A 20913-nucleotide genomic window follows, 5' to 3' on the forward strand; every position below is an offset into this window, starting at 1 on the left:
CGTCCGTCATACGGCAACGGCCCGCGCGGCGACAGCCGTGGCGGTGAACGCGCATCCTACGGTTCGGAACGGCGGGACTACCAGGGCCAAGCCCAGGGGCAAGGCCGCCCGGATTCGCGTCCGTCATACGGCAACGGCCCGCGCGGCGATAGCCGGGGCGGCGAACGCGCATCCTATGGTTCGGAACGCCGGGACTACCAGGGCCAAGGCCAGGGGCAAGGCCGTCCGGATTCGCGTCCGTCATACGGCAACGGCCCGCGCGGCGATGAGTCGTCGCATGGCAACCGGGATTCGGGTTCGCAGAAGCCGCAATTCAACCGTCCGCGTCAGTCTTACGCGGCGATCCGCATCGATCAGGTGCAGCGCGTGCTGGGTGAAATCCTGCAATGGACCTATCCGGCCGATTCCGCGCTGTCGCATTGGCTGCGTCATCATCCGAACCTGGGCGCGCGTGACCGTTCCGAGGTCGCCGAAGCCGTCTACGACGTGCTGCGCCACCTGCGCCGGTACCGCCAATTCGGCGAAAGCGGCGTGGGGCCTGCCTCGCGTCGCCTGGCTATCCTGGGCCTGAACGCCACGCTGGGTGCCGAAGCGCTGGAAGAGGGCATGGACGCCGCTGAAGCCGAATGGCTCAAGCGCGTCTCGCAGATTGATCTGTCCACCTTGCCCCGCGCCGTGCGCGGCAGCATCCCCGACTGGCTGGACGAACGCCTGAGCCAGATGGACAGCCCGGAAACTCTGGTCGAAGCACTGAACCGCCAGGCCAGCCTGGACTTGCGCGTCAATCCGTTGAAGGCCGAGCGCGATGCCATGCTGACGGAATTGCAGCAAAGCGCGGGTCGCTACGAACCCGTGGCCATGCCGTTTTCGCCTTGGGGCATCCGCATGGAAGGTCGCCCGGCCATCAATCGCTGGCCGCAATTCGAAAACGGCAGCATCGAAGTGCAAGACGAAGGCAGCCAACTGCTGGCGCTGCTGGTTGCGCCGCGTCGTGGCGAAATGATCATCGATTTTTGCGCCGGTGCCGGCGGCAAAACGTTGCTGCTGGGCGCGCTGATGCGTTCCACCGGCCGTTTGTACGCGTTCGACGTATCCGCGGCGCGCCTGGCTCGCGCCAAGCCGCGCTTTGCGCGTAGCGGCCTGTCGAACGTGGTGCCGGTCGTCATCGACAGCGAGAACGACGCCCGCGTGAAGCGCCTGGCTGGCAAGGCGCAACGCGTGCTGGTCGACGCGCCCTGCAGCGGCATTGGCACCTTGCGCCGCAATCCCGACCTGAAATGGCGCCAGCACCCCGAGGCGCTGGCCGAATTGGGCCGGCTGCAGGAACGCATTTTGAACAGCGCAGCGCGTTGCGTGGCGCCCGGTGGCCGCCTCGTGTACGCCACGTGCAGCCTGCTGGCGGAAGAAAACGAGGTGCAGGCCGAGCGTTTCCTGGCCAGCCATCCCGATTTCGAACGCGTGGACGCCGCCGAGATCCTGGCAGCGCGTTGTGAAACCCTGAAGCTGGAAGGCCCCTACGTGCAGTTGCGCCCCGACGTGCACGGCACCGACGGTTTCTTTGCCGCGGTATTCGAGCGAAAAAAGAAGGGCGCGGCAGCCGCAACGGCGGAAACCGCTGAGACGGATGCGGGCGACGACGTGGATGCCGACGAGCCCGTCACCGAGCCCGTGGTGGACCCGGTTGCCGATCTTCTCCCTGAGGCCGAACCGGCCAAGGAAGACAAGCCGGCCTGACCTTTGTGTGGCCCGCGCCGGCTCTCAGGGAGCCGGCGTGACGCCGACCGTCGCGCTGAACCGGCGGGTGCCCAGCGTCTTGTTCTGGTATTTCACTTCCCAGGCCAGGGTGTCCGATCCGGGGCGGTCCGCTTGGTAGACCACCTGCGAAACCGCCACTGGCCGGTAAGCACAACGACCCGAATCGCTGGACTGGCCTCGCGTCTGCATGACGCTGGCCTTGCCCAGGGTCGGGTTCTGCGTGATTTGCACGCGCGGCGCACGCAGCGCCAAGCAATCCGCCCCTCGGATTTCGTAGTACGAAGCCAGCACGACGACGTCGCCCGACTTCATCGTCTGCGCGAACACGGGCGCGCATAGTGCGATTCCCAGCACCGATAGGGCCGAAAATAAATAGGGTCGGATTATTCGCGGCGACATCAGTGGGGCAAAAGAGACAATTTGGTCAGCAAGAAGGGCGGCAAGTGTGCGCCGCCAACGTGGCGTGTTCAAGACGAAATCCCTTTCCTGACAGGAACTTTAGTAGCGAAATGTAGCCAAAACCTGGTGCCATTGCGAATACCCCCCATCTTCAAGGGGTAGCCGGCCCAGGCGCCGGATGTCCGCAAGGCTCGGCCTCGCGATCTACCCGAAAGGGCCGCGAGAGTGGGTTTTTGTGCGCTGAAACCGGGGCTTAGTCCTTGATTTCGCTCAAAAACTATTTTGAAACTCCCTTGTCATAAGAAGACAAAGGTAAGCTAAACTTCAGGCACTTCTCAAGCGAGGCTCATAACAGCTTTATGGATTACATCCTCTCCTTCATTGCCGGCGGTCTGACCCAAGCCACTTGGTGGCAGGTCGTCGTATTCACCCTTGTCGTGACGCACATCACGATTGTTGCGGTCACGGTTTTTCTCCATCGCAGCCAAGCGCACCGCGGTCTGGATCTGCATCCGGCTGTCATGCACTTCTTCCGTTTCTGGCTCTGGATGACGACCGGCATGGTCACCAAGGAATGGGTCGCCATTCACCGCAAGCATCACGCCAAGTGCGAAAAGGAAGGCGATCCTCACTCGCCCATGCTGTTCGGCATCTGGAAGGTGCTGTTCCGCGGCGCGGAACTGTATCGCGAAGAATCGAACAACAAGGAAACCATGGCCAAGTTCGGCCACGGCACGCCTGACGACTGGCTCGAGCGCAACGTCTACAGCAAGCACAGCCTGTGGGGCGTGCTGTCCATGCTGGCTATCGACGTCGCCTTGTTCGGCGCGATGGGCGTGACGGTGTGGGCGGTGCAGATGGCCTGGATCCCCTTCTGGGCGGCCGGCGTCGTCAACGGTATCGGCCACTACTGGGGCTACCGCAACTACAACAGCCCGGACACCAGCACTAACGTGTTCCCGTGGGGCATCGTGATTGGCGGCGAAGAGCTGCACAACAACCACCACGCTCACGGCACGTCTGCCAAGTTCTCGGCCAAGTGGTACGAATTCGACATCGGCTGGTGCTACATCAACATCCTGAAGTTCTTCGGCCTGGCCAAGATCAAGAAGGTTGCCCCCAAGCTGAAGCTGGACGACACCCGCACGGGCATCGACCTGCGCACGCTGCAAGGCGTGATCACGCACCGCTACGAAGTCATGGCCCGCTATGCGGACGTGATCAAGAGCGCCGCTCGCGAAGAACTGAGCAAGCTGAAGGCCTCGCGCCAGGAAGGCAATGCTGAATGCGGCTATACCAAGCTGCATCAGGTGCGCCGCGCCATCCACCGCAACGAGGACATCCTCCAGCCTGAACAGCTTGCCGCCGTGGACAAGGCCATTGCCCAGAACAAGTCGCTGTCGACCCTGGTGCAGATGCGCCGCGAACTCGGCCGCATCTGGGAAAGCTCCAGCGCCAGCAGCGAACAGCTCCTCCATGACTTGCAGGCCTGGTGCCAGCGCGCCCAGCAAAGCGGCATCGCCGGGCTCGAGCAGTTTGCTCAACATCTGCGCCGCTACGCGGCATGATGCTAGAGAAGCTCAACCCTGAACAACGCGCCGCAGTAACGTTAGAACCGCAGCACGCCCTGGTCTTGGCCGGGGCGGGCAGCGGCAAGACCCGGGTACTCACTACCCGCATGGCCTGGCTGATTCAAACCGGCCAGGCTTCGCCTTTTGGGCTTCTGGCGGTCACGTTCACCAACAAGGCTGCGCGCGAAATGCTGGCGCGCATGTCGGCGATTCTGCCGATCGATACGCGCGGCCTCTGGATCGGCACCTTCCACGGCCTGTGCAATCGCATGCTGCGCGCGCATCACCGCGATGCCGGCTTGCCGCAGAGCTTCCAGATTCTGGACGTAACCGACCAGCTTGCCGCTATCAAGCGCCTGATGAAGGCGAATGGCGTCGATGACGAAAAGTACCCGCCGCGCGATGTGCAACGCTTCATCAACGGCGCCAAGGAAGAGGGCCTGCGCCCGCAGGACGTCGAAGCCTATGACGCCCATCGCCGCCGCCTGATCGAGATCTATCAGCTTTACGAAGCCCAATGCCAGCGCGAAGGCGTGGTCGACTTCGCCGAGCTGCTGCTGCGCGCCTACGAATTGCTGTCGCGCAATGCGCCGGTGCGCGAGCACTATCAACGCCGGTTCCGCCATATCCTGGTCGATGAGTTCCAGGACACCAACACGCTGCAGTACAAGTGGCTGCGCTTGCTGGCGGGCGGTGGCGCGGCCATTTTCGCCGTGGGCGACGACGATCAGTCCATCTACGCCTTCCGCGGCGCGAACGTCGGCAACATGTCCGACTTCGAGCGCGACTATGCGCATGGCACCGTGATCCGGCTGGAACAGAACTACCGTTCGTTCGGCCACATCCTGGATTCCGCCAACGCGCTGATCGGCCATAACAGCGGCCGGCTCGGCAAGAATTTGTGGACGGACCAGGGCGAGGGCGAGCCGGTTCGCGTCATCGAGCAACCGTCGGATGGCATGGAAGCCCAATGGATCGTGGACGAAATCCGTTCGCTGATCCATGACGGCAGCCTGCGCCGCGAGATCGCCGTGCTCTATCGCAGTAACGCGCAATCGCGCGTGCTGGAACACGCCATTTTTTCGGCTGGCATTCCCTACAAGGTCTATGGCGGCCTGCGCTTTTTCGAGCGCCAGGAAATCAAGCACGCGCTGGCGTACTTGCGCCTGATGGCCAATCCCAACGACGACACATCCTGGATGCGTGTCGTCAACTTCCCGACGCGCGGCATCGGCGCGCGCACGCTGGAACAACTGGCCGACGCGGCCCGCGCGCACGACACCAGCCTGTATGCCGCGGTGGCGCTGGTGGGCGGCAAGGGCGGGTCCAACCTGGCCCAGTTCGCGCAACTGATCCATCGCCTGATCGAAGAAACGCGCGACCTGCCGCTGCCTGAAATGGTCGAGCATATGCTCGAGGCCAGCGGCTTGAACGCCCATTACAAAGCCGAGCGCGAAGGCGCCGAGCGCCTCGAGAACTTGAACGAACTGATCACGGCTGCGGCCGTGTTCGCTTCGGAAGAGAACTACGACGGTTTGCCCGCTGGCGTGGTGCCTGAACAGGCCGCCTCGTCCACGCTGATGCCGGGCGTGGTCGACGCGCCTATCGTGGCCTCTGACGGCCTGACGCCGCTGGCGGGATTCCTGTCGCATGCGGCGCTGGAAGCCGGCGACAACCAGGCCCAGCAAGGCCAGGACGCCGTTCAGCTGATGACGGTTCACGCCGCCAAGGGGCTGGAATTCGACGCCGTCTTCATTACCGGCCTGGAAGAGGGGCTGTTCCCGCACGAGAACAGCATCCTGGAACAGTCCGGGCTGGAAGAAGAGCGCCGCCTGATGTATGTGGCGATCACCCGCGCGCGGCAACGCCTGTACATCAGCCTGGCCCAAAGCCGGATGCTGCATGGCCAGACCCGCTATGCCATGCGGTCGCGGTTCCTGGACGAGATCCCGGAAGAGCACCTGAAATGGCTGTCGCCCAAGGCCGGGCTGGCACCGGTCAGCAGCACGGGCGCTGGCTGGGGCGGGGGCAACCGCGGCGACGCCTTCGGACGCAAAGCCACCAACACCATTGCGCCGCGTCAACCGCGCGGCATCGCAAGCGGTGTCACGGTGGGCGACAAGCAGTATCGTGTGGGGCAGGGCGTGCATCACGCGCGGTTTGGCGATGGCACGATTATTGGCTTGAGCGGGGCAGGACAGGACGCGCAGGCAGAAATCCAGTTCCGCGACGTCGGCGCCAAGACCTTGGCGCTGGGTATCGCCAAACTTGATATTGTTCAAGGTTAAACATGGCCAACAACGATTCTCCGAAAGCCGAGCTGGCGTCGCTGCGCGCCGAGGTCGATGAAATCGATCAGCAGATCATGCTGCTGCTGGGCGTGCGGTTCCGTTGCACGGACATGATCGGCGAACTGAAGACCAACCACGGCATGGACTTGGTGGATCCCGAACGGGAATCCCAGCAAGTTGAACGCATTCGCCGGCTGGCCGAAGAGGCGGGCGTGCCGCCCGCATTGGCCGAAACCATCCTGCGCGAAGTGATCGACACCGTGGTCGACCACCACACCCGCCTGCGCGAGCGTCCGTACTCGTAATGCCAGGTTGGCGGCGCCCCGGGGCGCCGCCTTCTCTTTCCCTACAAGATCTTCATGAACGCCAATAAGGCGTCGATGTCGTCCGCGCTAAGATCCAGCGTCCGGATGTGCTTGGACTTGGGCGGCGCATAAGGATCCGGCGGATCGGCGGGCGTGGCCTCTCGGCCCATGCCCGCGTTGTACATCCGCAGCAATCCCTTCAAATCCGCGAACAGGCCGTTGTGCATCCACGGCCCTCCCTGCGAGACGTTGCGCAGGCTGGGCGTGCGGAATTTGCCGAGGTCGGCGGGGTCACGGGTGATTTCAAAGCGTCCCAGATCCTGATTGCGCCGGCCATAAAACGACAGCCCGATATTGTGGAACTGGTGGTCCGTCAACATCGCGCCGCTATGGCAGTTCATGCAGCGTGCTTGCGTGCGGAACAGATGCATGCCTTGGAGTTCCATGTCGTTCAGGGCGTTGCGGTCTCCCTGGAGGAATGCGTCGAAGCGCGTGGCTTGCGGACGAAGCGTGGCGACATAGGCCGCCAGGGCGCGCGCCAACCGGTCGCTGTCTATGACGCGCCCGCTTGGCGTGGACGCGGGGGCCAACATCGAAGTCGAGCCCGACGCCGTGTCTTCCGCTGCGGGGCCGAAGGCCTTCAAGAACTGCGCGGGATAGGGCGGCAGGCTTTGCAGGCGCGCGATGGCGCTACGTAAGTCGTGATTCATTTCGCGGCTGTCCTCTACCGGGCCCAGCACCTGCGCTTTCAGCGTGTCGGCGCGACCATCCCAGAACAGGCGGGGCGCGAAGGGCGCGGCCAGCAAAGAGGGCGACCGCCGCTTGCCCATCAGCCGGTCTTCCCCCACCGCCAACGGACGGCCGTCACTAAAGGCGCGCTGCGGCATATGGCAAGACGCGCAGGACACTTGCCCCTTGCGGGACAAGTGCGCATCGAAAAACAGCATCTGCCCCAGCGCCACGATGTCGGGCTTCCGGACATCGTGCGCCAGTTCATCGCGCCCGGCATTCGCCGCCATCCAGGACAACGGCGGTGCGTTCGCGGACGGCACCGTGGTCCATTCCGTCCAGCTGATACCGGGGTCGATGGTCGGGGCGGGCCACGTGGACACGGGGCCGGCATAGCGTTCTTGCAGGCAAACCATGTCCCACGCATCGCCATCGCGGCATGCCGGGGCCGGGCCGCGCTCGGCTGACGCCACCCGAGGGAATGGGCTTGCCGCCAGGACGGCGGCGGCCGCGGCCCCCGCCAAGCTGCGGCGTAAAAAGGCGCGGCCCATCAGAAGCGATAGCTGGCTTGCACCCAGATCTCGCGGCCGACCTGGTAGGTACTTCGGTTGGTCGTCAGATTCGGGTTGCTGGCGGTGATGGCCGGGGTCTTGTTCAACACGTTCAAGACGTCCAGCGTGAAGGCGACGTTGCGTGCGAAGGTGGGTTCCCAGATCAGGCGCGTGTCCCATGTCCAGTACGAGGCAAGCCGTGCGCTGCGGTAGCTTTGCAGCGATTCGGGGCGCGGGCCATAACCCACATAGACAGAGGTCATGCGCGAACTGCGCCACTGGAGGCTGTTGTCCCACGTCAGCCCGGCGCGGGGCCAGATGCCCGTCAAGGAAAGCGAAGCCTTCCTGGGCTGATGGAACGACGTAGGCGGAAGGTCGATGGCGCGCATGCGGTCGCCGTCGTAAAGAATGTACTCGTCCGGGTCGCGCGCGCCGCCCTCATAGCCCTCGACCAGGTCCGCGTTGACCTTGCGCTTCTGATAGCTCCAGTCGGCGCGCGCCGTCCAGCGGGTCTCCATCAGGTGCCAGGGTTCCAGTGTCCGCAAGGACAGGCTGATCGTGTCCGTGGTGGACTTGCCGTCGTTGAGATAGCGGTAGCCCTGGACGCTGTCCCCCGCCTTGCTGACCTGATCGCGCCCATTGCGATGCACGTAGGCCGCCAGCCCTTCCACGCTGCCCATCCGTTGCCTGACCGACAGCGCCCATTCATCGTCGTAAGGCGTGCGCAAGCCTTCGTAGGATACGTAGTAGGGCTTGGACCCGTTCGCCACCGGCTTACCGAAGCGGTCCAACACCTGGCGTCGGAGGGTGTTGATCCGTTCTTCCAGCGCGATGTTTAGCACGTCCGACCCGTAGTAGCGCGCCCAACCGCCGCTGATTACGGTATTGCCGTTGCCGAACGCGTCCCAGTCCAGGCGGGTGCGTGGCGACAGATTGCTATTGCCCAGGAAGGTCTCGCGGTCGTAGCGCAGCGCGCCGGTAAAAGCCACGCGGCCCAATTCCACTCGGTCCGACACGTAGATGGACGCGGTGTTGTATTTCGTCCCGACCGTTCCGCGCAGGTTATGCACCTTGCTGCTTTGGCGTTCGGAGCCGTTCGCGGCATGCGTGGCGATGTATGAATACGAATCGCTGAATCGTTTGAAATTCACGTCGACGCGTTGCAGATCCACCCCCGCATACGGTGCATGGGTGAAGGGGCCGGTGCGTACCGGGTCCAGGTCAACACGGCCTTTCAGCGTCCAGGTGTCCTGTTCCTTCTGCTCTTTTCCGTAGCCGCCCGTCGTGAACAACGGGATAGACGGGAATTTGTGCGTGACCAGCTCCGTTGCGTCGGACGAGCGGTTGCTGAGCGCGTTATCCCACCCCGCTTGCACCGAAGCCCGGCCGCCCTGGAACGCATGGTCCAGGTTCCAGCCCACGCCGCGCGCCGCATGGGTGTTGTCCCATTGCGTGTCGCGGAAGGTGTCGCTTGACAGGGTTTCCCGGCGGTCGCTGTACTTCAGCGTCAGGTCGGAGATGGTGTCCGCCGTCGCTCGTACCGTGAATTTGCCCAAAAAGTTGTCGATGCGGTCGTCGTAGTTGTCTTCCCCTTGCGTGGGCTGATCGCCGTCCACGCCCATGTTCCAGCGGCGGATGCTGGATTCGCGTCGCGACATGCTCAGCACCGCGCCCGTCTTGTCATTGATGGCGATGTCGCCGATGGCGGTATAGAAGCGCTTTTTCCATTCGGGCGAAAACCCCGGCTTGCCCTGGCCCCATCCCGTCTCGTCGCCTTCGGCGATCTTCTGCTGGGTCATCTTCGACGTGTTCCAGCGATAGTCCAGCTGCAAGTGGTTTTCGCCTGATGGCCGGCGCAGGCGCGCGTCCACCACGCCTCCCGTGAAGCGTCCATATTCAACGGGCACAAAGCTGTCCATCACACGGACTTCGCCCAGCAGATTGGTGTCGACGAAATAGGACTGCGCGTTGCTGGGGATATTCGCAATCTGCAGATTCAAGTTCTTGCTGGCCGGGTCGACCCGGTTGGTCGCGTCCATGCCGTCGATCTGGAACAGGTTTTGATAGGGGCTGGAACCGTGGAAGGAAATATCCTCGACATTCATCGAGCCGCGGTTCGTTGATCCGTTGGCTGGCGTATTCGTGCGCACGGCGGGATGGGTGGCCACTAGCGACGTCAGGTCCTGGTTGCCGGTCGGCTTCGTCGCGATTTCTTCCTGGCTATAGACCCGTTCGTCGCTGTGTTCACCGTATACCTTCACCGCTTCCAGACGCAGCGCCGAAAACTGGTTCGTCTTGTCGACGAAGATGATGTAGCGGCCCGGGCCGTCGCCACGCAGCGCCAGGCCGGAGCCACGCAGCAACTGGTCCAGCGCATCCAGCGGCGACAACGTGCCTCGCAGCGCGGGTGCCGATTTTCCGGCGACCGCGGCAGGCACGAACGACACTTCCAGACCCGCCTGCTGCCCCAACGCAAGCAGGGCAGAGCCCAGGGGCTGAGCCGGGATATCGAAGGCGACCGGGGTGGCGCGGGTTTGGGCCTGTGCCGGCTGGGCCAGCGTCAGCGCTGTGCAAAGGGCGACGGCGGCGACGGGAAGACGACGCGTGGAAAAGCGGGAAGACATGCGGAAGTCCTAAGCAGTAATGTCAGCCGTAGGACGTCCGCATCACCCCAACCCCTCATCGATTTTGCGATGAATAATTTATATCGATTCTCATTTACCGATTGGTGTGGGGCTTATCAACGCAGTGATCAACGCAAGATCAGCAGCCCTGGCAGTTCGGTCACCCGCACCGGCGTCTGCGCCAGCAGCAACTCCAGCGCCTGCTGTGGATCGGCGACCAGGGCGGTGCCCGATACGCGCTGCGCCTTGGCGGCCTCACCCATCACCAGGATGTGTTTGGCGCTATAGCGCGCCAACGCGTCCACTGCCGCTTGCAGCGGCACGTCGTTGAAGCTGAGCAGGCCACGGGGCCAGGTCGGTTGCGCCGTGCCGGCCTGGGCCTCGGGCTTGACACCGGCGGGGGACACTTCCGCCGCTTCGCCTGCGGACAAGGTCAGGCCCTGTTCGTCCGCGCACGGCAGGCAGCGCACAGCGACCTGGTGTGCTTGCACCGCGACCCGTGTGCCGCCGTTCACCAGATCCACCGTGAAGCGCGTGCCCAACGCGGTGGCAGAGGCATCGCGGGTGATGACAGAAAACGGCGCCATGCCGGGCTGGCGGGGCGTCGGTTCGAATTGCGCGCGTCCGCGCAGCAAGCGGACCTGCCGGCGGCCATCCGCATAGTTCAGCGCCAATGCGCTGTGCGCATCCAGCACCACCATGGAGCCGTCTGGCAGCGTAATGTGGCGCAAGCCCGCATCGGCGGCGTAGTCGGCGTGCGACCAGGGATCGGTGGACCCGAACCAGCCGGCGAACGCGGCCGTCAGCAACGCCAGCATGGCGGTGGCGCGCAACGTGCGAGCGGGTCGTTTGGTCAGTTTGCCGCGGTCGATCTCGCCCATGCGCCGCCATAGGCGCGACAAACGATCGTAGGCCGCGGCGTGCCGGGCGTCGGCTCGGTACCAGGCTTCAAAGGCGGCATGCGAAGCGTCGTCCAGCCGCTGTCCGCTTTGCCGGATCACCCAGCGGGAAGCTTCTTCCACGGGATCGAGCGGGCGGGCGCGCGTGGCCATCAGTCGGCCAGCGCCAGGTCGCACGCCAGCAGGATGCGCATCATGTGCTTTTCAACCGCGCTGACGGAAATCGCGAAGCGCTCGGCGATGGCGCGGTAGGTCAGGCCTTCATGACGGTGCAGCACGAAGACGTCCAGGCTGCGTCGCGGTTGAGCGAGCAGGGCGGATTCCAGGCGGCGCAGGGTCTGATGGGCGCACGCCACGTCGTAGGTGTCGGGGGCATGAGCGACGGGCTGCGCGGCGGCGTAGTCCGCGGTGGCGGACAGCTCGCGGGTGCGGCGGCGGTGCCAGTCCGTCGCGATGTTGGCGGCGACTCGGAACACATACGCCCGGTCATTGTCGGGACGGGTGCGGTCGTTGAATTCGGCCAGCTTGATCCACGTGTCCTGCGCGCAATCCTGCGCCACGTCGCGTGAGCCGGTGCGCATCGAAAGAAAGCCAAGCAGTTCGCGGTAGTGGCGAAGGAATACGTCCGAAAGCGTAGACATGTCGCTGGCGTCCGGCGCCAGATGGAGTCAATTTCGCGACGAAGTATAAATGATAATGGTTATTATTAATAGATAGGCCGAAGGCGGGCAGCGGGGCAGGCCCGCCGCCCGGGCAACGCTCGTCCTAGGCTTCGCTTTGATCGATTTCTTCCAGGGATCCCTGGATCTCGAGCCATTGCTCTTCCAGCTCGTCGATGCGCTTGCCGTGTTCGCCGTGCTCGGCCATGACCTTCTGGCGTTCCGCGCGGCGTGCATCCGAATACAGGTCCGGATCAGCGATCACGGCGTCCAGCGCATGCAGCTTGGTCCGCAGCTTCTCCATCTCGGTCTCGACCTTGGCCAGCCTGGATTCCAGGGGCTTACGCAAGGCCGACAGGCGCTGCCGCTGTTCGGCGTCGGCCCGGCGCTGCGCCTTGCGGTCCACGACCGGTTCACTACCTTCGGCGTTTTCACGCGCGGCTTCCGCGCGCTCGCCAGCGTTGCGGGCGGCCAGCCAGTCGCGGTAATCCTCAAGGTCGCCATCGAACTCGCGCACCGCGCCGTCCGCCACGATCCAGAAGCTGTCCACGGTGGTGCGCAGCAAGTGCCGATCGTGCGAGACCAACAGCATGCTGCCCCCGAAGTCGGCCAGCGCGGCGGCCAGGGCTTCGCGGGTTTCCACGTCCAAGTGGTTGCTGGGCTCGTCCAGCAGCAGCAGGTTGGGTTTTTGCCAGACGATCAAGGACAGCGCCAGCCGCGCCTTTTCGCCGCCCGACATGGGCCCGACTTTGCTGGTGACGGTATCGCCCGAAAACCCGAAACCGCCCAAGTAGTTGCGCAGTTCCTGTTCACGAGTTTCCGGCGCCAGGCGCGCCAGGTGCGCGATCGGTGTGCTGTCCACGTCCAGCATGTCTAGCTGGTGCTGATGGAAATAGCCGATGGCCAGGCCGCGCGAGGCGCGCCGTTCGCCGGCCTGGACCGGGATCTCTTCGGCCAGCGTCTTGATCAGCGTGCTCTTGCCCGCGCCGTTGGCGCCCAGCACGCCGACGCGGCTGCCCGCGCGCACCATCAAGGTGACATCGCGCAGGATGGGAACGGCGTTGCCCGCCGCATCGGTGTAGCCGGCGGACAGGTGCTCTAGCGTCAGCAAGGGGTCGGGCACCTGGTCAGGCGAGGGGATGCGGATGTCGATGCCGGCTTCAGCATGCAGGGGCGCCAGCACCTGCATGCGGGCCAGTGCCTTGACACGGCTTTGCGCCTGTTTGGCTTTGGTTGCCTTGGCCTTGAAGCGGTCGATGAAGCCTTGCAGGCGGGCCGCTTCGCGGGTCTGCCGTTCGTAGGCGATGTTGGTCTGGCGCAGGCGCTCGGCGCGTTGCGTCAGGAAATCGCCATAGCCGCCGCGGTAGCGCACCAGTTTGGCGTGATCGAAATGCAGGATGGACTTGGCCACCGCATCCAGGAATTCGGTGTCGTGGGAGATCAGCATGACGGTGCCCGGATAGGCGCCCAGCCATTTCTCCAGCCACAGCATCGCGTCCAGATCCAAGTGGTTGGTGGGTTCGTCCAGCAACAGCAGTTCGGACGGGGCCATCAGCGCGCTTGCCAGCGCCAGGCGCATGCGCCAGCCCCCGGAAAAGCTCTCTACCGGCAACATCCATTCGTGGGGTTTGAAGCCCAGGCCGGCCAGCAGCTGTTCCGCGCGCGAGGCCGCGCTCCAGGCCCCCGCTTCCACCAATGCGGCTTCCACTTCCGCGATCTGCGTGCCTTGCTCGTCGGTCAGCGCCGCGCGGCGCGCTTGCAGTTCGCGCAGGTGCGTGTCGCCGTCAATCACGAACTCGCGGGCGGGCCGGTCGTCGGCGTCCAGTTCCTGTTTAACGCTAGCGATGCGCCAGCCAGCGGGCAGGTTCACGGTGCCGGCGTCCAGGTCCAGGGCGCCGGTCAGCAGGGCGAACAGCGAGGACTTGCCCGCGCCGTTCTTGCCCACGATGCCGACGCGTTCGCCCGGATGAACGACGAATTCAGCGCTGTCCAGCAGCACTTTCGTGCCGCGGCGCAGAGTCAATCCAGTAGCGCGTATCACAGGGTAAGTTGCTCTCGGGTAAGCAGCAGGAGCTGGTCCGACGCCTCTTCCGTATCCAGCCACACGGGGGATAACTGCGGGAAGGCGGCTTCGAAGAAATCGCGTTCGTGGCCGATCTCGAGCACGATCACGCCGTCTTGCGTGAGGTACTGGGGGGCTGCCGCCAGAATGCGGCGCACCAGGTCCATGCCGTCTTCGCCGCCAGCCAGCGCCAACTGCGGTTCATGCCGGTATTCCTGGGGCAGCACATCCATGGAGCCGCTGTTCACATAAGGCGGATTGCAGATGATGACGTCGTATTGGCGGGCAGGCAGGCTGTCGAACAGATTGCTTGCGTGCAGGTCCAGCCGGTCTTGCAGGCCGTAGTCGTCCACGTTGCGGCGGGCCACGTCCAGCGCATCGGCCGACACATCCACCGCGTCCACATGGGCATAGGGGAAGGCCAGCGCCGAAAGGATCGCCAGGCAGCCCGATCCGGTGCACATGTCCAGCACGTTCTCAACCGCCATTGCGTCCTGCACCCAGGGCGACAAGCCCTGATCCAGCAGTTCCGCGATGGGCGAGCGGGGCACGATGACACGCTGGTCCACGTAGAAGCGATGACCGCGCAGCCAGGCCTCGTTGGTCAGGTAGGCGGCGGGCATGCGCTCGGTCACGCGGCGCTCCAGCAGGTCCAGCACGCGGTCGCGCTCTTCGCGGACCACGCGGGCGTCCAGGAATGGCTCCAGCGTGTCCAGCGGCAAGTGCAGGGCGTGCAGCGTCAGGTAGACCGCCTCGTCCCAGGCATTGTCGCTGCCGTGCCCCAGCGCCACTTGGGCGCCGTTCAGCCGCGACACTCCATAACGGATAAGGTCGCGCAGGGTCAGCAATTCTTGGCGGGCAGATTGATACATAGTCAGGCCTTTTTCCCTATGGGCTACCCCAAGGGGAAAACGCCCCCTCTGGAGGGGGCAGTTTCGTTTCCCCGCGCGCCGTCCCGATCAGGCAGCGCGTGGGGCAGTTTCACTTATCCAGCAGAAGGTTTTCCAACGTGCGCCGATAGATGTTCTTAAGCGGATCCAGCGAGGCCACTTCGACACGCTCGTTGACCTTGTGGATCGTGGCGTTGCCCGGCCCGAACTCGATCACTTGCGGACAGATCTTGGCAATGAACCGGCCGTCGGACGTGCCGCCCGTGGTGGACAGTTCCGCGGTAACGCCGGTTTCAGCATGAATCGCTTGCACCAACGCATCGGTCAATGAACCGCGCGGGGTAAGGAAGGGCTCGCCGCCCAGTTCCCAGTCCAGGTCGTATTCCAGGCCGTGTTTGTCCAGCACCGCATGCACGCGGGCCTTCAGGCTTTCCGGCGTGCTGGCCGTCGAGAAGCGGAAGTTGAACAGCGCCACGGCTTCGCCGGGCACGACATTGGTCGCGCCCGTGCCCGAGTTCAGGTTTGACACCTGGAACGTCGTGGGCGGGAAATACTCGTTGCCCTGGTCCCATTCGATGCCGACGATGTCAGCCAGCGCCGGCGCCAGTTGGTGCACCGGGTTGCGCGCAAGGTGCGGGTAGGCCACGTGACCCTGGATGCCCTTAACCGTCAGCTTGCCCGACAACGAACCGCGGCGGCCGTTCTTGCAGGTGTCGCCCAGCACGTCGCCCGAAGTCGGCTCGCCCACGATGCAGTAGTCCAGCTTTTCGCCGCGCGCCTTCAGCGCATCGCAGACGATGGCGGTGCCGTCGATCGACGGGCCTTCTTCGTCGGACGTGATCAGCAGGGCGATCGAACCGCCGTGTTGCGGATGGGCTGCCACGAATTCCTCGGCGGCCACCACGAAGGCGGCAATCGAGCTCTTCATGTCGGCCGCGCCGCGACCGTACAGCCAACCGTCGCGTTCGGTGGGCACGAACGGGTCGCTTTCCCACTTTTCGCGCGGACCCGGCGGCACCACGTCCGTGTGACCGGCGAACACGGTCAGCGGCGCGGCGCTGCCGCGCCTGGCCCACAGATTGGTGACGCCGCCCTGTGCGATGGTCTCGCAGGTGAAGCCGATGCGTTCCAGCCGGGCGGCAAGCGCCGCCTGGCAGTCTTCATCCGCCGGCGTGACCGAGGGGCGGGCGATCAGGTCCTTGACCAGTTCCAGAACGGCTCCGGATGATTGGCCTTCCTGCCGCGTCGCGTTTGCCTCCCCAGGGGAGGGGGCACGCCCTTCGGGCGGCCGTGCGGTCGTGCTGCTCATTACGCCCTCAGCAGATCATTGATGCTGGTCTTGGCACGCGTTTGCGCGTCGACACGCTTGACGATGACAGCGCAAGCCAGGCTGTGCGAACCATCGGCCGACGGCAGCGAGCCCGGAACCACGACGGAACCCGACGGCACGCGGCCGTAGGTGATCTTGCCGGTGGCACGGTCAAAAATCTTCGTGCTTTGCGACAGGAACACGCCCATGGCCAGCACCGAGTTTTCTTCCACGACCACGCCTTCCACGACTTCGGAGCGGGCGCCGATGAAGCAGTTGTCTTCGATGATGGTGGGGTTGGCTTGCAGGGGTTCCAGCACGCCGCCGATGCCGACGCCGCCGGACAGGTGGACGTTCTTGCCGATCTGGGCGCACGAACCGACCGTGGCCCAGGTGTCGACCATCGTGCCTTCATCGACGTAGGCGCCGATGTTCACGTAGGAGGGCATCAGGACCACGTTGCGGCCGATGAAGGCGCCGCGGCGGGCGACGGCGGGCGGCACCACGCGGTAGCCGCCTTGCTTGAACGCGTTGTCGCCGTATTCCGAGAACTTGAGCGGCACCTTGTCATAGAACTGCAGCGGGGCTTGGCCCATGATGGCGTTTTCGCTCAGGCGGAACGACAGCAGCACGGCCTTCTTGATCCACTGGTGGACCACCCAGTCGTCATTGATTTTCTCGGCCACGCGCAAGCGGCCCAGATCCAGGCCGTCGATGGTGTGTTCCACCGCTTCGCGCACTTCGGCGCTGGCGTCGGCGGGCGTCAGGTTGGCCCGGTCTTCCCAGGCTTGTTCGATGGTGGTCTGCAGGTCGAGAGTCATAGCGGCTCAGCTTTTAAAGGTTGATCAAACAGAAGTATGTACAAAATGGGCGATGCGTTCGGCTGCCTGCACGCAGTCAGCCAAGGGCGCCACCAATGCAATACGGATGCGGCCGTGGCCGGGATTCACGCCATGCGCCTCCCGTGCCAGGAAACTGCCCGGCAGAACGGTAACACCGGTGCGGCCGTAAAGGTCGCGCACAAAGGCCGTATCCGACCCCGGCGTGGCCGCCCACAGGTAGAAAGACGCCTGGGGGCGCGACACGTCCAGCACGCTTTCAAGAATCGGCACGACCGCGTCGAATTTCTCGCGGTACAGGCGCCGGTTGTCCTTCACGTGGGCCTCGTCCGACCAGGCCGCGACGCTCGCCGCGGACACCAACGGGCTCATCGCACTGCCATGATACGTGCGATACAGCAGGAAGCGGCCAATCAGCGCGGCATCGCCAGCGACGAAACCCGACCGCAGGCCGGGTACGTTGGATCGCTTGGACAGGCTGGAGAACGCCACCAGGTTGCGGTAGTCGTCCCGGCCCAGGCGACGCGCCGCTTGCAAGCCGCCCAGCGGCGGGTTGCCTTCATCCAGATAAATTTCGGAATAGCACTCGTCCGACGCGATGACAAAACCATGGCGGTCGGATAGCTTGAACAGCGTTTCCCACTCGTCCAGCGACATGACGTTGCCGGCCGGGTTGCCGGGTGAACACACGAACACCAGCCGCGTTTTCTTCCAGACCTCGTCAGGCACCTGGTTCCAGTCGCTGGAAAAATTGCGCAAGGGATCGGCGTTGACGAAATAGGGCGTGGCGCCCGCCAGCAGCGTGGCGCCTTCATAGATCTGATAGAACGGGTTGGGGCAGATGACCACCGAACCCGCCGACGGGTCGATCACCGTCTGCGTGAACGCGAACAGCGCCTCGCGCGACCCCAGCGCCGGCAGCACCTGGGTGTCCGCGTCGGGGGCGGGAATGCTGTAGCGGCGGGCCAGCCAGCCCGAGATCGCCTGCCGCAGCGCCGGGTCGCCCTTGGTGGAGGGGTACACGGACAACCCGCCCATGTGGTCGCGGATCGCTTGTTCGATACGTTCCGGCGCGGCGTGCTTGGGCTCGCCGATCGACAGATTGATGGGCGTCAGGCCGTCCGGCTGCGCGTTGGCGGAAGCCAACAACGCGCGCAGTTTTTCGAACGGGTAGGGGTGTAAAGCATCGAGGCGCGGATTCATGACGCAAGATTTTAACAAGCAAGCTACAATAGCGGGCTTGACCTTTAGCGAAGGTGGCGAAATTGGTAGACGCACCAGGTTTAGGTCCTGACGCCGTAACAGGTGTAGGGGTTCGAGTCCCCTCCTTCGCACCATATATTGCCTGACGTTGTTTGGTGGCTGTTTAGTCGCTGTTTGGCCGCTGTTTGGCCGCTGTTTGGCGCTACGCCGACAATGTCATAAACCCCCGAGCGCTCGAATGCGCCGGGGGTTTTCTTTTGCCTCCAGCTTTGATATTTCCCCATTAAATCGCCCACTTTGCTACGCCAACTCCACGCCGGGATTTGCGCCAGCAGGGGACATTGGCGACTTTTCACCACCGTGGGGACACATGGCGCCGAGAGGTCAGCAAGCGGTCAGCAAACGCGGTCAGCAAACGCGGTCAGCAAGCGCGGCGCCAGGGAGAGCAAGGCCTAGGGCTTAGGGGATTCGACGGGCGGGGGCGGGGGATAGGCTTGGTTCAGGTACTGCACGATCAGCGGCACTTGCTCGGCCGGAATGGGCGCGCCGTAGGTGCCGACCATCTTTTTGACTTCGGCATCCCAGAAGCCCAACGGCATCGGTGGCTGCGACGACAGGTAATCGACCGAATGGCACATCAGGCATAGGGCCGCACTTCGGGCACCGGCGCCGGTGCCGGGGTGCTGCGTAGCGGTTTCCGGGGGAAGCTGGATGTCCAGGGCGGCGGCGGATGCGCAGGCCGAAATAGCGGCCAGGGCGATGGCCAGCCTGACCAGGCGGCCGTGAGGATGACGACGGGCGGGGCGGGTCATGGGGCACTCCTTACACAGCGTCGACGCGCACAGTTTCGACCACGTTGCGCATGTACCCGGATGGGTTCCACAGCGGGTCCAAGGGTTGGGTTTCGCCCGCCGTATTGGTGGCGCGGGCCTTCAGCACATAGGCGCCGGCCTGCTCGGGCGTGAACTCGGCGTGCCACTCGCGGAAGGAATAGCGGCCCAGGTCCTCGCCCAGAGAGGCGGGGCGCCAGGTCTTGCCGCCGTCGGCCGAGAATTGCACGTCGCGAATGCCGCGGCCGCCGTCGAAGGCAATGCCGCGCACCGGCACGCGTTGGGCTTTGGCCACGCGGGCGCCGTCGGTCAGGCTGGTGATGAAGCTGCGCACGTTGTAGCGGCCGATTGGGCGCGTTTTTTCTGGCGCTTTTCCCACCGGAATGCAGGCGCAGTCGTTATCAGGAATGCGGTAGGCCTTCTGCATCCAGAAGCCGTCGAACTCGGTGTTCAGCACCTTGATGTCGGCCAGGTGCTTGACCCAGTAGGTGCCGTAATAGCCGGGCACCACCAGCCGCACGGGATAGCCATTGAGCATGGGCAGGTCGGCGCCGTTCATGGCGTAGGCCAGCATGACTTCGCCGTCCAGGGCGTGGGCCGCGTCCAGCGCCTTGACGAATTCCGGGGTGCCAGGCAGTACGGGGCGGTCCAGGCCTTCGAAGGTGATTTGACGGGCGCCGGCCTGGATGCCAGCCTTTTCCAGGATGCGCTTGAGCGGAATGCCCACCCAGCGGGCGTTGCCCATCGCGCCATTGCCCAGCTGGCCTCCACCCACTCGCGGTTCAAAAAAGCCCCGGCTGTTGCCGGAGCATTGGGTGACGGCCACCAGCTCGACGGGGTCACCGAACTGCTGCTTCAGGTCGGTCAGCGACAGCTCCAATGGCGTGCCGACCAGCCCGCCGACGCGCAGTCGGTAGGTAGCAGGGTCGATGGCCGTGGGAATGTTCCCCAGGTGGTAGCGCACGAAGAACGCGTCGTTGGGAGTGATGAGGCTGTCGTCGAACACCTCGAACGGCGTTTCCAATTGCGGCGGCCGTGAGGTCTGGCGGATCAGGGGGCGCTTCTGCGGGTAGGCGATCAAGTCGCGCTCGCCGTTTGCGAAAGGCAGCGTGACGGCGGCCGGCGCGGCCAGGCTGACCAGGGCATGGCCGGCCAGCGTGCCGGCCGCGCCCACGGTACAGGCTTGGCGCAGGAAGCGCCGGCGCCCATCCGGATCGAATGTGCTCATGCTTGTCTCCTCGTTGTTTTCCAGTACCCGGCGACTTGCGGTGCCGTCGAATCAGGCTACGCCGGGCTAGCTGACGGCCACATTAATTGTTGCGGCGTCATGCAGCGGCCGTTCCAAAAATCGCGTTATCCGCACAGTCCGCGCACGTCTTCCGATGAGGCTGGCGTTCAAGCAGCGGCTCGGCGTCCTTCGATCCCGGTCATGGGCAGCCTGGAAAGCACTGAATCAACGCAACGCGACGCTCAAGTTTTCCGCTCCGGTTGCCGTTAATGCCGATACAGCTTCCATAGGCCAAGGAAAAACAGTGCCATGTTTGATTTAATCTCTATCGTCGTAACCATCGTTGCTCTGATCGCCTGGGCAATCCACCGTCAACAAAAGCGGCATAAAGCGTTGCTGGCGAAGTTTCGCGAACACAACCAGCGACTCGGCACGTCTTTCCCCGAAACCAATGTCGACAGCGAACTGATTCTTAGCGATAAGGCCAAGAAAGTTGTCATTGCGTTTGATCCCGAAACGAGAAAACTCTGCATGGTGTCGGGGGCGAAGGATCCGGGTGAGGTCCTAGACTTTTCATACATCAGGCAATGGCAGTTGAAATGGACCGAGGTGTCCGGCAATGGCGGGCTGGCGTTCAGGAATGTCCATTTCGCCTTTTCCACCAACGACCTTAAAAGGCCGTTGATCCATATTCCCGTCATCGGTAAAGCGTATGGCGATACCTGGAATAGCCGCCTCGGCATTCTGATGGGCGCCTGACCCGAGATAA

General features: G+C 64.1%; 17 protein-coding genes and 1 tRNA gene. 6 read left to right on the forward strand and 12 right to left on the reverse strand.

Features of this window, described 5'->3' with window-relative positions; all coding sequences use genetic code 11:
• Positions 1–366 precede the first annotated feature (366 nt).
• Positions 367–1734 carry an RsmB/NOP family class I SAM-dependent RNA methyltransferase gene (locus ACI0FO_RS25460; protein WP_416031566.1) on the forward strand — a complete coding sequence of 456 codons (1368 nt, stop codon included), beginning with the start codon at positions 367–369 and terminating at the stop codon, positions 1732–1734.
• 24 nt (positions 1735–1758) lie between these two features.
• Here ACI0FO_RS25460 and ACI0FO_RS25465 read toward each other — a convergent pair whose 3' ends face one another.
• Positions 1759–2109, reverse strand: coding sequence for a hypothetical protein (locus tag ACI0FO_RS25465; protein WP_416031341.1), 351 nt, complete (start codon positions 2107–2109; stop codon positions 1759–1761).
• A gap of 404 nt (positions 2110–2513) precedes the next feature.
• On the opposite strand from ACI0FO_RS25465, the gene ACI0FO_RS25470 reads away from it, so the two are divergent.
• From ACI0FO_RS25470 to ACI0FO_RS25480, 3 genes are read left to right on the forward strand one after another with little or no spacing between them, the layout of a single operon-like run.
• A complete protein-coding gene (locus tag ACI0FO_RS25470; protein WP_105557635.1) occupies positions 2514–3722 on the forward strand; it encodes a DesA family fatty acid desaturase in 1209 nt (402 codons plus the stop codon).
• Entirely contained in the window at positions 3719–6013 is a 2295-nt protein-coding gene (locus ACI0FO_RS25475) for a UvrD-helicase domain-containing protein (RefSeq protein WP_416031343.1), read from the forward strand. The genes ACI0FO_RS25470 and ACI0FO_RS25475 overlap by 4 nt, the downstream gene beginning before the upstream one ends.
• A gap of 2 nt (positions 6014–6015) precedes the next feature.
• Complete coding sequence (locus tag ACI0FO_RS25480; protein ID WP_416031345.1) at positions 6016–6321, forward strand: chorismate mutase; 306 nt, start codon at positions 6016–6018, stop codon at positions 6319–6321.
• A gap of 41 nt (positions 6322–6362) precedes the next feature.
• Here ACI0FO_RS25480 and ACI0FO_RS25485 read toward each other — a convergent pair whose 3' ends face one another.
• The 9 genes from ACI0FO_RS25485 to dapC all read right to left on the reverse strand — a co-directional run bounded on the left by ACI0FO_RS25485 (position 6363) and on the right by dapC (position 18086).
• Positions 6363–7466, reverse strand: coding sequence for a cytochrome-c peroxidase (locus ACI0FO_RS25485; RefSeq protein ID WP_416031347.1), 1104 nt, complete (start codon positions 7464–7466; stop codon positions 6363–6365).
• A gap of 134 nt (positions 7467–7600) precedes the next feature.
• Positions 7601–10225 carry a TonB-dependent receptor plug domain-containing protein gene (locus tag ACI0FO_RS25490; RefSeq protein WP_416031349.1) on the reverse strand — a complete coding sequence of 875 codons (2625 nt, stop codon included), beginning with the start codon at positions 10223–10225 and terminating at the stop codon, positions 7601–7603.
• A 128-nt stretch (positions 10226–10353) separates the two neighbouring features.
• Positions 10354–11277: a FecR family protein gene (locus ACI0FO_RS25495; protein WP_416031351.1), complete on the reverse strand. Its 924-nt coding sequence runs from the start codon at positions 11275–11277 to the stop codon at positions 10354–10356.
• On the reverse strand, positions 11277–11765 hold the full coding sequence (locus tag ACI0FO_RS25500; RefSeq protein ID WP_416031353.1) for an RNA polymerase sigma factor: 489 nt from the start codon (positions 11763–11765) through the stop codon (positions 11277–11279). The genes ACI0FO_RS25495 and ACI0FO_RS25500 overlap by 1 nt, the downstream gene beginning before the upstream one ends.
• Before the next feature lie 124 nt (positions 11766–11889).
• A complete protein-coding gene (locus tag ACI0FO_RS25505) occupies positions 11890–13824 on the reverse strand; it encodes an ABC-F family ATP-binding cassette domain-containing protein (RefSeq protein ID WP_416031355.1) in 1935 nt (644 codons plus the stop codon).
• Positions 13821–14717: a 50S ribosomal protein L3 N(5)-glutamine methyltransferase gene (prmB, locus tag ACI0FO_RS25510; protein ID WP_416031357.1), complete on the reverse strand. Its 897-nt coding sequence runs from the start codon at positions 14715–14717 to the stop codon at positions 13821–13823. The genes ACI0FO_RS25505 and prmB overlap by 4 nt, the downstream gene beginning before the upstream one ends.
• Positions 14718–14826: 109 nt before the next feature.
• Positions 14827–16044, reverse strand: coding sequence for a succinyl-diaminopimelate desuccinylase (gene dapE, locus ACI0FO_RS25515; protein WP_416031359.1), 1218 nt, complete (start codon positions 16042–16044; stop codon positions 14827–14829).
• Positions 16044–16865: a 2,3,4,5-tetrahydropyridine-2,6-dicarboxylate N-succinyltransferase gene (dapD, locus tag ACI0FO_RS25520; RefSeq protein ID WP_105557644.1), complete on the reverse strand. Its 822-nt coding sequence runs from the start codon at positions 16863–16865 to the stop codon at positions 16044–16046. The genes dapE and dapD overlap by 1 nt, the downstream gene beginning before the upstream one ends.
• 24 nt (positions 16866–16889) lie before the next feature.
• Positions 16890–18086: a succinyldiaminopimelate transaminase gene (gene dapC, locus ACI0FO_RS25525; RefSeq protein WP_416031362.1), complete on the reverse strand. Its 1197-nt coding sequence runs from the start codon at positions 18084–18086 to the stop codon at positions 16890–16892.
• 47 nt (positions 18087–18133) lie between these two features.
• On the opposite strand from dapC, the gene ACI0FO_RS25530 reads away from it, so the two are divergent.
• Positions 18134–18220: transfer RNA gene (locus tag ACI0FO_RS25530), tRNA-Leu, on the forward strand.
• 318 nt (positions 18221–18538) lie between these two features.
• Here the strand turns inward: ACI0FO_RS25530 and ACI0FO_RS25535 are convergent.
• Together ACI0FO_RS25535 and ACI0FO_RS25540 are read right to left on the reverse strand one after the other, a co-directional pair.
• The gene (locus tag ACI0FO_RS25535; protein WP_416031364.1) at positions 18539–18898 is read right to left on the reverse strand and encodes a sulfite:cytochrome C oxidoreductase subunit B; all 360 of its coding nucleotides are present in this window, start codon (positions 18896–18898) and stop codon (positions 18539–18541) included.
• Between the two features lie 10 nt (positions 18899–18908).
• Positions 18909–20144 carry a molybdopterin-dependent oxidoreductase gene (locus ACI0FO_RS25540; RefSeq protein ID WP_416031366.1) on the reverse strand — a complete coding sequence of 412 codons (1236 nt, stop codon included), beginning with the start codon at positions 20142–20144 and terminating at the stop codon, positions 18909–18911.
• 309 nt (positions 20145–20453) lie between these two features.
• Between ACI0FO_RS25540 and ACI0FO_RS25545 the strand changes: the two genes are divergently transcribed.
• Positions 20454–20903: a hypothetical protein gene (locus tag ACI0FO_RS25545; protein ID WP_105557648.1), complete on the forward strand. Its 450-nt coding sequence runs from the start codon at positions 20454–20456 to the stop codon at positions 20901–20903.
• The last annotated feature ends 10 nt before the right edge of the window (positions 20904–20913 follow it).

The sequence above is a fragment of the Achromobacter marplatensis genome, assembly GCF_049060505.1.
GTDB classification, from domain to species: domain Bacteria; phylum Pseudomonadota; class Gammaproteobacteria; order Burkholderiales; family Burkholderiaceae_B; genus Achromobacter; species Achromobacter marplatensis_A.

Excerpts from the sequence above, each read along its gene's own strand:
- ACI0FO_RS25470 (WP_105557635.1), top strand. The coding sequence starts at position 2,514 with ATGGATTACATCCTCTCCTTCATTGCCGGCGGTCTGACCCAAGCCACT.
- ACI0FO_RS25475 (WP_416031343.1), top strand. The coding sequence starts at position 3,719 with ATGATGCTAGAGAAGCTCAACCCTGAACAACGCGCCGCAGTAACGTTA.
- ACI0FO_RS25480 (WP_416031345.1), top strand. The coding sequence starts at position 6,016 with ATGGCCAACAACGATTCTCCGAAAGCCGAGCTGGCGTCGCTGCGCGCC.
- ACI0FO_RS25485 (WP_416031347.1), bottom strand. The coding sequence starts at position 7,466 with ATGGTTTGCCTGCAAGAACGCTATGCCGGCCCCGTGTCCACGTGGCCC.
- ACI0FO_RS25490 (WP_416031349.1), bottom strand. The coding sequence starts at position 10,225 with ATGTCTTCCCGCTTTTCCACGCGTCGTCTTCCCGTCGCCGCCGTCGCC.
- ACI0FO_RS25495 (WP_416031351.1), bottom strand. The coding sequence starts at position 11,277 with ATGGCCACGCGCGCCCGCCCGCTCGATCCCGTGGAAGAAGCTTCCCGC.
- ACI0FO_RS25500 (WP_416031353.1), bottom strand. The coding sequence starts at position 11,765 with ATGTCTACGCTTTCGGACGTATTCCTTCGCCACTACCGCGAACTGCTT.
- prmB (WP_416031357.1), bottom strand. The coding sequence starts at position 14,717 with ATGTATCAATCTGCCCGCCAAGAATTGCTGACCCTGCGCGACCTTATC.
- dapE (WP_416031359.1), bottom strand. The coding sequence starts at position 16,044 with ATGAGCAGCACGACCGCACGGCCGCCCGAAGGGCGTGCCCCCTCCCCT.
- dapD (WP_105557644.1), bottom strand. The coding sequence starts at position 16,865 with ATGACTCTCGACCTGCAGACCACCATCGAACAAGCCTGGGAAGACCGG.
- dapC (WP_416031362.1), bottom strand. The coding sequence starts at position 18,086 with ATGAATCCGCGCCTCGATGCTTTACACCCCTACCCGTTCGAAAAACTG.
- ACI0FO_RS25535 (WP_416031364.1), bottom strand. The coding sequence starts at position 18,898 with ATGACCCGCCCCGCCCGTCGTCATCCTCACGGCCGCCTGGTCAGGCTG.
- ACI0FO_RS25540 (WP_416031366.1), bottom strand. The coding sequence starts at position 20,144 with ATGAGCACATTCGATCCGGATGGGCGCCGGCGCTTCCTGCGCCAAGCC.
- ACI0FO_RS25545 (WP_105557648.1), top strand. The coding sequence starts at position 20,454 with ATGTTTGATTTAATCTCTATCGTCGTAACCATCGTTGCTCTGATCGCC.